Origin of the sequence: Kitasatospora sp. NBC_01250, assembly GCF_036226465.1 — a bacterium.
Taxonomy (GTDB): domain Bacteria; phylum Actinomycetota; class Actinomycetes; order Streptomycetales; family Streptomycetaceae; genus Kitasatospora.
In genome coordinates this window covers 1,649,717-1,663,223 of sequence record NZ_CP108476.1, presented here as the reverse complement: position 1 = coordinate 1,663,223, position 13,507 = coordinate 1,649,717, and the positions used below count along the sequence as shown (strand labels likewise).

The following is a 13,507-nucleotide window of genomic DNA, read 5'->3' as shown; positions in this document are numbered from 1 at the left end:
GCCCCGCCCGTGACCCAGCCCGTGACCCAGCCCACGGCTCCGCCCGTGACCCCGCGCACCTTCCGGATCGGCCAGATCGTGCCGAGCTCGAACGTCACCATGGAGACCGAGGTCCCCGCGATCCTGCGGGCCCGCGAGACCATTGCGCCGGAACGCTTCACCTTCCACTCCAGCCGGATGCGGATGACCCACGTCACCCCCGAGCAGCTCAAGGCGATGGACGCCGACTCCGACCGCTGCGCCCTCGAACTCTCCGACGCGGCCGTCGACGTCATCGGCTACGCCTGCCTGGTCGCCATCATGAGCATGGGCACCGGCTACCACCGCGTCTCGCAGGACCGGCTGCACGCCCGCACGGTCGAGAACGGCGCGCCCGCCCCGGTCGTCACCAGCGCCGGCGCCCTGGTCAACGGGCTGCACACGATGGGCGCCCGGAAGATCGCCCTGGTCGCCCCGTACCTGCGCCCGCTCACCCGGACGGTGGTCGACTACCTCACCCACGAGGGCATCGAGGTGCTGGACTACGAGGCACTGGAGATCCCGAACAACCTGGACGTGGCCGCCCACGACCCGGCCAAGCTGCCGGTCATCGCGCGCGGACTCGACCACGCGGACGCCGATGCCGTGGTGCTCTCCGCCTGCGTGCAGATGCCGTCCCTGGCCGCCGTCGAGGAGGCCGAGCAGCGACTGGGCAAGCCCGTGGTCTCCGCGTCCATCTGCACCGTCCACCAGCTGCTGCGCTCCCTCGGCCTGCCGGCCGTGGCGCCCGGCGCCGGACACCTGCTCTCCGGCGCCTACGCCCACAGCCCGCTGGACGGGAGCCGAGCGGACGGCAGTCCGGTGGACGGGAGCCCGGCCCAGGGGGGAGCCGCATCGGTATGATCATCGCGGGTATCCCCGTGAGGAAGGCGACCATGTCGGAGACCGCGACCCGGCCCAGCGCCCTGATCCACACGATCTACGGCGAGTTCGTCCGCCGGCTCGGCGGCTGGATCTCCATCGCCGACCTGATCGCGCTGATGGCCGAGCTGGAGGTGGACGGCCCGGCCGTCCGTTCGGCGATCTCCCGCCTGAAGAAGGCCGAGACGCTCCGCCAGGAGCGGCGCGAGAGCACCGGTTACCGCCTCGGCCCGCAGATGGGCCCGGTCTTCGACGAGGGCGACCGCCGGATCTTCCACAGCCTCGAACCCGCCGCCCTCCAGGACGGCTGGGTGGTCGCGGTCTTCTCCGTCCCCGAGTCCGAGCGCGCCCACCGCCACCAGCTCCGCTCGCGGCTCACCTGGCTCGGCTTCGGCAACGCCGCCCCGGGCGTCTGGCTGGCCCCGGCCCGGCTGCTGCCGGACGCCCGACGACTGCTGGAACGGCTGGAACTGAGCGCCTACGTCCACCTGTTCACCTCCGACTACGCCGGCTTCGCCGAGCTGCGCGACGCGGTCGGCTCCTGGTGGGACCTCCCGGCCATCGAGTCCCAGTACGCGGCGTTCACCGACACCTACCGGCCGCTGCAGGAGGAGCTGGCCCGCGGGCCGCAGCCCGACGAGGTCGCGGCCTTCCGCGCGTACGTCCCCATGCTCACGGAGTGGCGGCGCCTGCCCTACCTGGACCCCGGCCTGCCGACCGAACTGCTGCCCGCCGACTGGAACGCGGTGCAGGCCCGGCGCGTCTTCGTGGAACTCCACGGCCTGCTCGCGGAGCCGAGCCTGCGTCACGTCGTCAAGGTGACCGGCCTGGAGCAGCATCCGGCCCGGTGAACCGGCCGCCCCCGGTCGGGAGCGGGCGGTTCACCGGGCTGGATCGGATCGGGATGCGCGGCTCAGGACAGCCGGCGGACGAACGACTCCCAGGCCACCTTGACCGACCGCACCGCCTGCGTGGCGGTGGGGTGATGCGGTTGCGAGTTGGCCGGCGGTGGGGCGGCGCCCTGCTCCGGTCCCATCGGCTGGCTGCTGACCAGAATCCAGTTGTTGGTGCAGGTCACCGGGCCGGAGCCAGTCGCGAATTGGCAGTTGGTCCGGTAGAGCGTCCCGTCGGTGGTGAGAGCCTCCACCAGGAGGGTGCCGCCCTGGTCCGCCACGGTGACGCCGCAGGCGGGACTGGTCCCGGGCAGGGCCGGGGGGCTGGTGAAGGTGGCGGCGCCCGGGGGCATCGGGTTGACCTTCTGGCTGCCGACGTCGATGTGGCCGGGGCTGCCGATGACCACGCCGGTGTAGAGGTAGTCGCCGTGGACGACGCTGTCGAGGGTCACACAGGGCCCGGTCGGTCCGGTGGGTCCGGTGGGTCCGGTGGCGCCGGTGTTCCCCTGCGCTCCGGTGGGTCCGGTGGCGCCGGTGTTCCCCTGGGGTCCGGTGGGTCCGGTGGGTCCGGTGGCGCCGGTGTTCCCCTGGGGTCCGGTGGGTCCGGTGGCGCCGGTGTTCCCCTGGGGTCCGGTGGGTCCGGTGGGTCCGGTGGGTCCGGTGGGTCCGGTGGGTCCGGTGGCGCCGGTGTTCCCCTGCGCTCCGGTGGGTCCGGTGGCGCCGGTGTTCCCCTGGGGCCCGGTCGGTCCGGTGGCGCCGGTGTTCCCCTGCGCTCCGGTCGGCCCGGTGGCGCCGGTCACCCCGGTGTCCCCTTGGGGGCCGGTGGGTCCGGTGGCGCCGGTGTTCCCCTGCGCTCCGGTCGGCCCGGTGGCGCCGGTCACCCCGGTGTCCCCTTGGGGGCCGGTGGGTCCGGTGGCGCCGGTGTCCCCTTGGGGCCCGGTCGGGCCGGTCGCACCAGTGTCGCCCTGCGGCCCCGTCGGCCCGGTGGGTCCGGTCGGGCCAGGGCAGCCCTCATCGCCGTGACCGTGCCCGTGCCCGTGACCGTGCCCGTGGTCGTAGTCCCCGCCGCCACCCCCTCCGCCGCCGTTCTGCGGGGTGCTGCCATCGGTGCCGTCGCTGCTCCCGCCAGCGCTGCCGTTACCGCTGCCGTCACCTCCGCTCTGCGCGGTGCCGTCGTCCGTAGCGTCCCCGCTGCCCCCGCCGTTCCCGTCACCGCCGCCGTCGCGCCGCGCCGTCCGGCTGCCGACGTGGTGCGTCGGCATGCCGTCGGTGGAGTGGATCAACGACGCGTGGTTGTGCATGGTCCGCGGCGCCGCGTACTCCATCGGCGGACAGGGGTGCTCCCCGTGACCCCGGGTGGGCCCGCCCGCGAAGGCGGTGCCGCTGGTGGCCACGACGGCGGTGATGAGCAGGGCCGCGCTCCCGGCGAGCTGTTTCCGGCGGTTGGCCGGCACCCGACGTGGCTCCTGTGGTTCTGGTGCGGACACGCCTGACCTCCTGGTCTCGTCAGATCGCGCGGACCGGAGCGGCCCGCGCGTACTGTCGGATGATCGACACAGAGGTTCGAATCCATGTGCGACGGCTCCGCAAAGTCACCGGGGCGGCCCACAAGAGCCACACGTTCGGCCCGCTGTGTGGCAACCGGCATCGGCGGCGCCCCCGACCTACCATCTGCAGGTGTGGCGCAACGCGAGGATTCCCGTTCCGACGGAGCCGGCACCGGTCCGGCGCCCACCATCTGCCTCTGCATGATCGTCAAGGACGAGGCGAAGGTCATCGAGCGCTGCCTGGCCTCGGTCCGTGGCCTGGTGGACACCTGGGTCATTTCAGACACCGGATCGACCGACGGCACACAGGAGTTGATCCGTCGAGCGCTCGCCGGTGTGCCCGGCGAGCTGCATCAGGATCCCTGGGTGGACTTCGGGCACAACCGCACCCGCAACATCCGGCGGGCCCGCGGCAGGGCCGACTACCTGCTGCTCATCGACGCCGACATGGTGGTGCGGCAGGAGGGCGCGCTGCCGCCCCTGACCGCCGACTCCTACCTGCTGCGGCACGCCGCCGACCTGGAGTACCGGATCAAGCGGCTGGTCAGGGGAACCGTGGACTGGCGCTACGAGGGCGCCACGCACGAGTATCTGACGACCGATCAGCCGGAGCGCGCGGCCGACCTCGACGCGCTGGTCATCGAGCACTTCGCCGACGGCGGCTCGCGGTCCGACAAGTTCGAGCGGGACGCCCGGCTGCTGCGGGCCGATCTCGAACGCGATCCTGGCAATGCGCGAGCCGTCTTCTACCTGGCGCAGACCATGCGTGACCTCGGCAGCACCGAGGAGGCCGTCGAGCTCTACCGGCGCCGGGCGCAGATGGGGGGCTGGGCGGAGGAGGTCTACTACGCGCTGCTCCAGGTCGGCGTGCTGACCGCCGAACTCGGCGACTGGCCGACCGCGATGGACGCGCTGCTCCAGGCCTGGGAGAGCCGACCGCAGCGGCTCGAAGCCTGCTACGAACTCTCCTCCCGGCTACGGAAGTTGGGCCGCTATCGGGCCGCGCATGCGTTCGCCGGGGCCGGCCTCGGCGAACGCATGCCGCGCGACTGGCTGTTCACCCAGCCCTGGGTGTACCGCTGGGGGCTGCTCTTCGAGTACTCCATCACCAGCTACTGGGTCGGCGACCCGCAGGGCTCGCTGGCGGCCTGCGACCGCCTGCTCGCCCTCACCGACCTGCCCCCCGTCTACCGTGAACAGACGCTGGCCAACCGCGAGTTCGCCGCCCGACTGGCCTCGGCGAGCTGAGGCCGGTCGGGCAGCCGGCCGTCATGTGCCGCTCTTCGCCGTCCTGTTGAGCAGGACGAAGCCGTCCTGGGTGGCGACGGCGCGATAGCCGTGCTCGACGTTCCAGGCCAGCGCCGCCCGCTCCTGGTCGACCGTCAGCGGCCAGCGCTTGTAGTACGGCGTCCAGGTGTCCACCATGATCCAGGCCGGATCGGGGCGGCTCTGCGCCCAGCCGTAGAGGCTGACGCTGGTGCGGTTGGTGAGCTGGGGGACCAGCAGGGTGGAGGCCTGCACGGTGGCGTTGTCGGGGATCCGGTCCATCAGCCGGTGCGCCTCGGCGACCCGCGGATCCGTCCGCCAGGTGGCCGACTGGACCAGCTGCCACAGCGGGTACTGCGGCAGGAGCAGCAGGGTGACGGCGGCGCTGCCCAGGAGGTGGCGGCGCAGGCTGCGCGCGGTCGGTTCGCGGGTGGCCAGCGCGTCGACGAAGGCGGCGAAGACGATCGGCATCAGCACCAGCGAGTAGTGGTAGCCGGTGCCCCAGTGCACCGAGTCGTTGGAGGCGAAGCGCCACAGCAGCGTCGGCAGCGCGATCCACAGCAGGGGGGAGCGCAGGGCCAGGAAGAGCGTCGGGGCCAGCACGAGCAGCAGGGTCGTTGCCTTCGCCTCGGGGGTGACCAGGCCGATCGTGCTCCGGTAGAGCAGCTGGGCCGCTCCGCCGCCACCACCGCCCGGCGTCTCCAGGAAGGACCAGTAGGCGAAGGAGCCGCCCGGGTTGAAGGCCGGCAGCGCCACCAGGATCGCCAGCAGCGACCCGGCCAGCCCGGCCGCGGCGGTGGCGAGCCCGAGCCTGCGCTCGCCGCGCCCGGCGATGACCAGGCCGATCGCGAGCACGGTCAGCCCCAGGTCCTCCTTCACCACCAGCAGCGGCAGCGCCCAGCCGGCCGCGGCCCGCGCCCGCCCCTCGCCGAGGGCGGCGAGCGAGCAGGCCAGCAGCGGGACGGCGAAGGCCACTTCGTGGAAGTCGAAGCCGACCGCGCTCGCGATGCCCCAGGACAGGCCGTAACAGAGTCCGACGGCCACCGCCGCCTGGCTCCCCAGCGCCCGCCGGGCCCAGGCGGTCAGCGGCAGCACGCTGACGGCGATCAGTGCCGCCTGCGCCACCAGCAGCGTCCGCGCCGTCGGCCACAGCCGGTAGCACGGCGCCAGCAGCGCGAGCACGGGGGAGAAGTGGTCCCCCAGCACGGGGAAGTCCGGTGCCTTCAGTTCGGAGACCGGCAGCTGCCCGTGCGCGTAGGAACGGACGACCTGTTCGAAGATGCCCAGGTCGTAACTGTTGGAGAGGATCCGCTGGTGGATCCGTAGCGAGAGGGCCGCGTAGACGACGAAGAGCGCCCCCGCCAGGGCCCACATCCACCCGCTGGTCCGCAGGCGCCCGGCACCGACGGATTCCGCGCCCACCCGCTTTCCGGGACTCGCCGATCGTGGCGGGTGAATGGCGCTGTCGGTGCGGGCTGCCTGCATGACTACACCTTCCGGGAACGGACGCCGATTCCCTCAAGATGCCAGCAGGATTGCGGTACTTGAGCGAGCGTCAATTTCCCATCGGTGCAGAATCATCCGATTGGCCCTGCGGCCTTCGGCCGTGGGTCAGCCCTCGGCCCAGCCGTGGTTCTTGCCGAACTGCAGCAGCCCGCGGCGGATCTGCAGGATCTGCTCCCCGGTCAGCGAGGGCGCCGCGGTCAGCAGGGCCTCGGTCACCTCGTGCAGGAATTCCTCCGTGCTGAGCACGTCGCACAGGGAGTCGTCGCCGTCCGGCTTCGGGGCGAGGGAGTTCGGGGCGAGGGCGTGCGAGCGGGTGCCCGGCAGGGGCGCGGGAGGCGCCACCGGATTCCCGTCGGGGCCGAGCGGAAGGCGGACCCCGGAGGCCTTCAGGCCGCGGTCGCCGTCCTCGATCTCGAACTCCACCGCCAGGCCCGAGCGCACATAGGACTCGGGAATCAGCATGTCGTTCACGTGCAGGAAGACATCCTCCCCGCCACCTTCCGGAGCGATGAATCCATAGCCCCGCGCACTGTCGAAACGCACCACACGACCAGCAACCACGACGAACCCCCAGACACCATCGGGCCCCTTGCCCGAAGAACCTGGACGGAAGAGTAGTACGGCCCCGGCGTCCGGGTCGAGCGCCGGTTTCGGCTGCGGTCCGCGTCCGCCGGGGCCGAACGGGTGGATCCCGCAGGGCCCTCTCCGTCGCTCCCCGCCCTCGCGCCGCCGGTACGTCAGGCTGCCCCCTGGAAGGGAGATCAGACTCATGCATCACCGCACAGTCGGATCCGTGGCAGTCCGCGCAGCCGTGCTCACCCTCGGGGTGCTGCTCGCCGCGACCGCGTGTTCGAGCAGCAAGAGCAGCAAGGCGAGCAGCTCCGCCGGCAGCAGCGCGAGTACGAGCGTAACCGCGAGCCCCAGCCCGAGCGCGAGCGGCAGCGCAAGCGCCAGCGCCAGCACGTCCCCGGTGGGGACGAGCGTCACCGTCGGCGAGAAGGAGTATTCACTGACCCTTTCGCAGACCCAGTTCGCGCCGGGGACGTACACCTTCACGGCGCAGAACAACGGCACGGTGGAGCACGCGCTGGCCATCTCGGGGCCGGGCCTGACCCAGGTGCAGACCCCGACCCTGTCGCCGGGCAGCTCCGCGCAGCTGACCGTCACCCTGCAGGGCGGCAGCTACGAGCTGTGGTGCCCGATCGACGCGCACAAGTCGCTCGGGATGGACACCCACATCCAGGTCGGCTCCGCCGGCGGCGGCGCCACCGGCAGCACGGCCTCGCCCAGCAGCAGCGGCTCGGCGAGCAGCAGTGCGAGTGCCACCGGCACCACCAGTGCCTCCGCGAGCTCCACCAGCACGGCGACCAGCGGTGGCGGCTACTAGGTCCGTGGCGGAACCGGCGCTCTGGGCGCTGCGGTTGGTGACCGCCGCGGCGCTCGCCGTGGACGCCTACGTCCACGCCGACCTCGCCGCCACCTACGACTCGGTGACGGCGAGCATCAGCCAGGGCACCCTGTTCCGGATCGAGGCGGCTGCCGCCGCACTCGCCGCCCTGCTGCTGATCGTGGCCGGCCGCCGCCTGCTGGTCTGGGCGTTCGCCTTCCTGGTCGCCCTCGCCGGTATCGCTGCGGTGCTGGTCTATCGCTATGTCGACCTGGGGGCCTTCGGACCGTTCCCGAACATGTACGAGCCGATCTGGTTCACCGAGAAGACCGTCTCCGCCGTCGCCGAGGCGATCGCGGCCGTCACCGCGCTCGCCGGCTTCCTGACGGCCCGTCAGCTGCGCCGGGCCCGCCGCCCGGCCGCAGCCTAGGGCCTCGGCTCGTCGGTCGTGAGCGGGCGCCATGGTCGGCGCGCAGCCGCTCCAGCCTCATCGTCGGCCCTCCGAACCGTAGGGGCGTCGGCCTCACCCGGGTGGGTCCATACCGTACTCCGACGTCCGCGTCCGCCGTCCGCAAAATCTTCGTCTGCGCCGGTATGACCTTCGAGGGTGCACCGTGTCCCTGACGGTTCGGCCCGGTGCCGGGGCGAACGCTGGTCGACATGGCTACCAGTACACTTCCCGAACTCCGCGAACCGGTGCCGGTCCGGCGGCGGGTGTGGCAGTCGCCCGTGGGGCAACCCGCCTGGGCCAGGCCCGCGTTGCTCGCCATCGCGGCGCTCGCCGGACTGCTCTACCTGTGGGGCGCCGACCAGGACGGCTACCACTCCTTCTACGCCAACGCCGTGCGCAGCATGACCGTGAGCTGGAAGGCGTTCCTCTTCGGCTCCTACGACCCCGCCAACACGATCACGCTCGACAAACTGCCGGGCTTCCTGTGGCCGCAGGCGCTGCTGGCCCGGCTGCTGGGCTTCCACGGCTGGGCGCTGGCGCTGCCGCAGGCGGTGGAGGGCGTGCTCTCGGTGCTGGTGCTGTTCCGGACCGTCCGGCTCTGGGCGGGGGCCGGTGCGGCGCTGCTGGCCGCCGCCCTGTTCACGCTGACCCCGGAGCTGGTCGGGCTGTTCCGCACGCCGGTGGAGGAGCCGGTGTTCACCCTCCTGCTGCTGCTCGCGGCCGAGTCGGCGCAGCGCGCGGTGCGCACCGCCGGGCTGCGGGCGCTGCTGCTCGCGGGGGTCTGGGTCGGGCTGGCGTTCCAGGCCAAGATGCTGGAGGCGTGGGCGGTGCTGCCGGTCTTCGCGGGCGTCTACCTGCTCGCGGCGCCGACCCGGCTGCGCCGCCGGCTGGCCCAGCTGGCGCTGGCCGGCCTGGTGACGGTGGCCGTCTCGGCCGCCTGGATGGCGCTGGTGACGCTGACGCCGGTCGCGGACCGGCCCTACGTGGACGGGACCACGGACAACTCCGCCTACAGCATGGTGGTGGGCTACAACTTCCTGAACCGGTTCTCCGCCGTGGGGCTGACGGCCGAACGCACCGGCAGCGTGACCGTCGACCGCAGCCGCACCACGGCCATGCCCGCGCAGGACGGCGGCCCGCAGCTGAATCCGACGGACGGCCGCACCGGCACGGCGGGGCCCCCGCCCGGCGACCAGGGCGACGGCGGCTGGGCGAAGCTGCTGCGCTCCCGGTTCGCCTCCCAGGTCGGCTGGCTCTACCCGCTGGCCGCGATCTCGCTGCTGCACGCCCTGCTCCGGCGGCGCCGCGCACCGCGCACCGACCCGCTGCGCGCCGGGTACCTGCTGTGGGGCGGCTGGGCGACGGTCTTCTTCCTGTCGCTCAGCGCGGGCAGCATCGGCATGCACACCTACTACCTCGGCTCGCTCGCGGTCGCCCTTGCCGCGCTCGGCGGCGCCGGGACGGTGCTGCTCTGGCGGGACTTCGGCGAGGGCGGCCCGCGGGCGCTGGCGCTGCCGGCCGCGGTGGCCGCGAGCGTGCTGTGGAGCGGCTGGCTGAGCTGGCGGCTGCCCACCTTCCTGCCCTGGCTGGCGCCGACCGCCGTCACCACGGCGGCCCTCGCGCTGGCCCTGCTCGGCACCGCGAAGAGCCGCTGGTTCGCCGGGCTCGGCGCCGGCAGGGCCAGGATCGCCACGGCGGGCATCGTCGCGGGCCTGGTGGCCGCGCTGCTGGCACCCACCGCCTGGGCCGCCTCGGTGCTGGACCCGAAGTACGGCAGCGACCTGCGCGGTGCGGTGGGGCCGATGGCGGCGCACCGCGCCGCCGCGCAGCCCGTCAGCACCCGGCTGACGCCGCAGGAGCAGGAGCTGTTCGCCTATGTCCAGGCGCACAACGGCGGCGCCCGGTACCTGCTCGCCGCCTACCCCTGGCAGGCCTCCTCGCCGTACATCCTGGCCACCGCCGCCAGGGTGCTGCCGATGGGTGGTTTCACCGGCCAGGTGCCGTCGCCGACGGCCGAGCAGCTGCGCGAGCTGGTCGCCGACGGCCGGCTGCGCCACGTGCTGATCGGCCGGGAGCCGAGCGGCGGGGTGATGCGGGGCACCACGGACTGGGTGCGCGCGCACTGCACCCAGGTGCCGCCCGGCGACTACGGACAGCCCACCGCCACCGCCCAGGTGCTCTACCGGTGCGGCCAGCAAGCAATCTGACGGCTCGTCAACTACCTTGCGCGGTAGGGTAGGTGAAGACGCCCGGTGGCAGCGGTGCCGGGTCCGCCAGCCAGCGTGCCAGCACCCAGGCGGAGGGCCCGAACATCGGCTCGGGCAGTGCCGTCAGGGCGACCCGCTCCCAACCGCCGCACGCGTGCGGCTCGGTGACCTCGGCCACCGCGTCGCTCGGCGGCGCGAGCACCGCGGCGGTCAGCCGCGGGCGCCCCTCCAGGTGGTCGAGGACCACCCCGAGCACCCGCATCCGCTCGGTGGGCAGCCGGATCCCGGTCTCCTCGGCCAGCTCGCGGGCCGCCGCCTGCTCGAACGACTCCCCGGGGTGGTCGACCTTGCCGCCGGGCAGGCTCCAGGTCGGCGGCTCGCCGGCCACCGTCCGGCGCCCGACCAGGACGCTGCGCCCGTCCGGCGTCGGCACGATCACGCCCGCGCCGATCAGCGGACCGCGCGCCGCCCGGGGTCCGCCCGGCTCCGTACTCACCACGTCACCACCCTCACCGTTCACGACACGCCCCCTGCGCCGGACTCACCAGGCCGAGGGCTCGAAGTCCTTGAGGAAGCATCCGTACAGGTCCTCGCCGCGCTCGCCGCGCACGATCGGGTCGTAGACCCGGGCGGCGCCGTCCACCAGGTCCAGCGGCGCGTGGAAGCCCTCGTCGGCCAGCCGCATCTTGTCGGGGTGCGGCCGCTCGTCGGTGATCCAGCCGGTGTCCACGGCGGTCATCAGGATGCCGTCGCTCTCCAGCATCTCCTTGGCGCTGGTGCGGGTCAGCATGTTCAGCGCGGCCTTGGCCATGTTGGTGTGCGGGTGGCCGGCGCCCTTGTAGCCGCGGCTGAACTGGCCCTCCATCGCGGAGACGTTCACCACGTACTTGCGCCGCGCCGGGGAGGCCGCCATCGCCTTGCGCAGGCGGCTGACCAGGATGAACGGCGCCGTGGAGTTGCACAGCTGGACTTCGAGCAGCTCGATCGGGTCGACCTCGCTGACGGTCTGCACCCAGCTGTTGGAGTCGGCCAGGTCCGGGACCAGGCCGCCGGCGTCGATCGCGGTGCCCGCCTCGATCCGGGCCGGCGAGGCCGACCCGCTGACCAGCGCCAGCGAGGTGACCTGCTCGGCGCTGAGCGCCTCGCGCGCCCCGGTGGCCTGCCCCGGCAGGGCGGGCCGGTCGACGCTGCCGCTGCCGAAGGTGCCGATCACCTCGCTGGCCGGCAGCTGGCCGGCGGGCAGCGGCGCGGACTCGGCGGCCACCAGCTCCGCGTAGGCGGCGGGGGAGCGGCGCACGGTCTGCGCCGCGTTGTTGATCAGGATGTCGAGCGGCCCCTCGGCGGCCACCGCGTCGGCCAGCGCGACCACCTGGGCGGGGTCGCGCAGGTCGATGCCGACGATCTTCAGCCGGTGCAGCCAGTCCGCGCTGTCCGGCATCTCCTTGAAGCGGCGGATCGCGTCCTTGGGGAACCGGGTGGTGATCGTGGTGTGGGCACCGTCACGCAGCAGGCGCAGCGCGATGTACATGCCGATCTTGGCCCGGCCGCCGGTGAGCAGCGCGCGCCGGCCCGTCAGGTCCGTCGTGTCGTCGCGCTTGGCGCGGCTGGAGCGGGCGCAGTCCGGGCAGAGCTGGTGGTAGAAGGCGTCCACCTCGACGTAGCGCTGCTTGCAGATGTAGCAGGAGCGCGGGCGCTGCAGGATCCCGGCGATCTCGGTGGTGGTCGGGGTGGAGAGGCCGAAGACACCGGCGGTCTCGTCGTCGATCCGCCCCGGCGCGCCGGTGGCGGTGAGCGAGGTCACGGCCTTGTCGTTCGCGGTCTTGGCGGCGCGGGTGGCCTGGCGGCGGCGCTGCTTCACGGTGCGGAAGATGCCGGCCACGGCCCGCCGGACGGCGATCGCGTCCGGGTGGTCGACCGGGAGCTCGTCCAGCTCGGCCAGCACCTCCAGGCAGAAGCTCAGCCGCTCGGGGTCGATGCCCGGGCCGAACTCGACCGCCTCGTCCGAGGCGGTGCCGTCCGTGCTCTCCGCGACCTGCGTGGTCGTGCCGGTCGGCATCGGGTCGTCGATCGGCCCCCGCCGGTCGTGCCGCTGCTCCTCTGCCGTCGTCATGCCTCTGCCGCTTCCTTGATCGCTCGATCGTGCTGGATGTACCAGTGAACTTTACGGAGTGGCCGGGGGAGGGCCAAACGGGGTGCCGGTCGCGGGCCCCGCCCGGCCCGCCGCCCGGTTGCCGAGGTCGGGCAGGCGTGCTACTGCCGCGTCACGCCGGGGGCGGGTCGTGGTCGAGCAGGCCAGCGGCACCGGTCGGTGGGCGCTCGGTAGATTCGGGCCATGACCACTGAGCCGACCGCCCCGCCGTCCGAACCCGTCGTCCTGCTGCCGTACCCGCCCGAGGAGATCCCCGGGCTGCCGGACGGCCTGGAGGCGCACGTCTTCGACGGCGACGCCTGCGACGGCCGGCCGGGGCCGCCGCCGGCCGAACTGCTCGCGCGCGTCGAGCTGTTGGTGACCCCCTACCTGCGGACCGGAACGGTGCTGCCGCTGCTGCCGGCGATGGAACGGCTGCGGGTGGTGCAGACCCAGACCGCGGGCGTGGACGACATCCTGCCGCACGTGCCGTCCGGCGCCCTGCTGTGCAACGCCCGCGGCGTGCACGACGCCAGCACCGCCGAGCTCGCGGTGGCGCTCACGCTGGCCGCGCTGCGCGACATCCCGGGCTTCGTCCGCGGCCAGGACGCCGAGCAGTGGCGGGCCGGCTTCTACCCGGCGCTCGCCGACCGCACGGTGCTGATCGTCGGCTACGGCGCGGTCGGCGCGGCGATCGAGGAGCGGCTGCGGCCCTTCGAGTGCGAGGTGCTCCGGGTGGCCCGCACCGCGCGGACCGGACCGGCGGGACCGGTGCACGCCCTGGCCGAACTGCCCGCCCTGCTGCCGCGGGCGGACGTGGTGGTGCTCGCCGTGCCGCTCTCGGCCGAGACGAAGGGCCTGGTGGACGGCGCCTTCCTCGCGGCCATGGCGGACGGCGCGCTGCTGGTCAACGTGGCGCGCGGGCCGGTGGTGGTCACCGAGGCGCTGCTGGCCGAGCTGACGGCGGGGCGGCTGCGGGCGGCGCTAGACGTCACCGACCCCGAGCCGCTGCCGGCGGGCCACCCGCTCTGGCACGCGCCGGGCGTGCTGATCACCCCGCACGTGGGCGGCAGCTCCTCGGCCTTCCTGCCCCGCGCGCGCCGGCTGATCGGCGCCCAGCTGGCCCGCTTCGCCAAGGGCGAGCCGCTGGCGAACGTGATCCCGCTGGGCTGAGCCGTGATCCCTCCGGGCTGAGCCCCCTGGCGCCGACCGGCGCGTGGGG

At 73.5% G+C, this 13,507-nt stretch carries 12 protein-coding genes; 7 read left to right on the top strand and 5 right to left on the bottom strand.

The genetic code is table 11. From position 1 onward, the window contains the following. Positions 1 to 99: 99 nt before the first annotated feature. Both OG500_RS07420 and OG500_RS07415 read left to right on the top strand, forming a co-directional pair. A complete protein-coding gene (locus OG500_RS07420; protein ID WP_329587437.1) occupies positions 100 to 882 on the top strand; it encodes a maleate cis-trans isomerase family protein in 783 nt (260 codons plus the stop codon). Positions 883 to 914: 32 nt separating this feature from the next. After that, positions 915 to 1,751, top strand: a complete 837-nt coding sequence (locus OG500_RS07415) for a PaaX family transcriptional regulator (RefSeq protein WP_327065600.1) — start codon at positions 915 to 917, stop codon at positions 1,749 to 1,751. 62 nt (positions 1,752 to 1,813) lie between these two features. Here the strand turns inward: OG500_RS07415 and OG500_RS07410 are convergent, their stop codons facing one another. After that, complete coding sequence (locus tag OG500_RS07410; RefSeq protein WP_329577933.1) at positions 1,814 to 3,247, bottom strand: hypothetical protein; 1,434 nt, start codon at positions 3,245 to 3,247, stop codon at positions 1,814 to 1,816. A 294-nt stretch (positions 3,248 to 3,541) separates the two neighbouring features. On the opposite strand from OG500_RS07410, the gene OG500_RS07405 reads away from it, so the two are divergent. Then, complete coding sequence (locus OG500_RS07405) at positions 3,542 to 4,588, top strand: glycosyltransferase (protein WP_329577928.1); 1,047 nt, start codon at positions 3,542 to 3,544, stop codon at positions 4,586 to 4,588. Positions 4,589 to 4,609: 21 nt separating this feature from the next. Here OG500_RS07405 and OG500_RS07400 read toward each other — a convergent pair whose 3' ends face one another. Both OG500_RS07400 and OG500_RS07395 read right to left on the bottom strand, forming a co-directional pair. Continuing rightward, complete coding sequence (locus OG500_RS07400; protein ID WP_329577925.1) at positions 4,610 to 6,028, bottom strand: DUF2079 domain-containing protein; 1,419 nt, start codon at positions 6,026 to 6,028, stop codon at positions 4,610 to 4,612. A 189-nt stretch (positions 6,029 to 6,217) separates the two neighbouring features. Then, positions 6,218 to 6,673, bottom strand: coding sequence for a cold-shock protein (locus tag OG500_RS07395; protein ID WP_327071466.1), 456 nt, complete (start codon positions 6,671 to 6,673; stop codon positions 6,218 to 6,220). Positions 6,674 to 6,905: 232 nt separating this feature from the next. Here OG500_RS07395 and OG500_RS07390 point away from each other — a divergent pair, with 232 nt between their 5' ends. The 3 genes from OG500_RS07390 to OG500_RS07380 all read left to right on the top strand — a co-directional run bounded on the left by OG500_RS07390 (position 6,906) and on the right by OG500_RS07380 (position 10,157). Further along, positions 6,906 to 7,499: a hypothetical protein gene (locus OG500_RS07390; RefSeq protein WP_329577923.1), complete on the top strand. Its 594-nt coding sequence runs from the start codon at positions 6,906 to 6,908 to the stop codon at positions 7,497 to 7,499. Positions 7,500 to 7,503: 4 nt separating this feature from the next. Next, positions 7,504 to 7,929 (top strand): hypothetical protein, encoded by a 426-nt coding sequence (locus OG500_RS07385; RefSeq protein WP_329577920.1) that lies wholly within the window; start codon positions 7,504 to 7,506, stop codon positions 7,927 to 7,929. 230 nt (positions 7,930 to 8,159) lie between these two features. Then, entirely contained in the window at positions 8,160 to 10,157 is a 1,998-nt protein-coding gene (locus tag OG500_RS07380; protein ID WP_329577917.1) for an ArnT family glycosyltransferase, read from the top strand. A 7-nt stretch (positions 10,158 to 10,164) separates the two neighbouring features. On the opposite strand, the gene OG500_RS07375 is transcribed toward OG500_RS07380, so the two are convergent. Both OG500_RS07375 and OG500_RS07370 read right to left on the bottom strand, forming a co-directional pair. After that, positions 10,165 to 10,653: a nucleotide triphosphate diphosphatase NUDT15 gene (locus OG500_RS07375; RefSeq protein ID WP_329577914.1), complete on the bottom strand. Its 489-nt coding sequence runs from the start codon at positions 10,651 to 10,653 to the stop codon at positions 10,165 to 10,167. Between the two features lie 45 nt (positions 10,654 to 10,698). After that, on the bottom strand, positions 10,699 to 12,267 hold the full coding sequence (locus tag OG500_RS07370; RefSeq protein WP_442907008.1) for an SDR family NAD(P)-dependent oxidoreductase: 1,569 nt from the start codon (positions 12,265 to 12,267) through the stop codon (positions 10,699 to 10,701). 222 nt (positions 12,268 to 12,489) lie between these two features. Here OG500_RS07370 and OG500_RS07365 point away from each other — a divergent pair, with 222 nt between their 5' ends. Beyond that, complete coding sequence (locus OG500_RS07365; RefSeq protein ID WP_329577911.1) at positions 12,490 to 13,458, top strand: 2-hydroxyacid dehydrogenase; 969 nt, start codon at positions 12,490 to 12,492, stop codon at positions 13,456 to 13,458. The last annotated feature ends 49 nt before the right edge of the window (positions 13,459 to 13,507 follow it).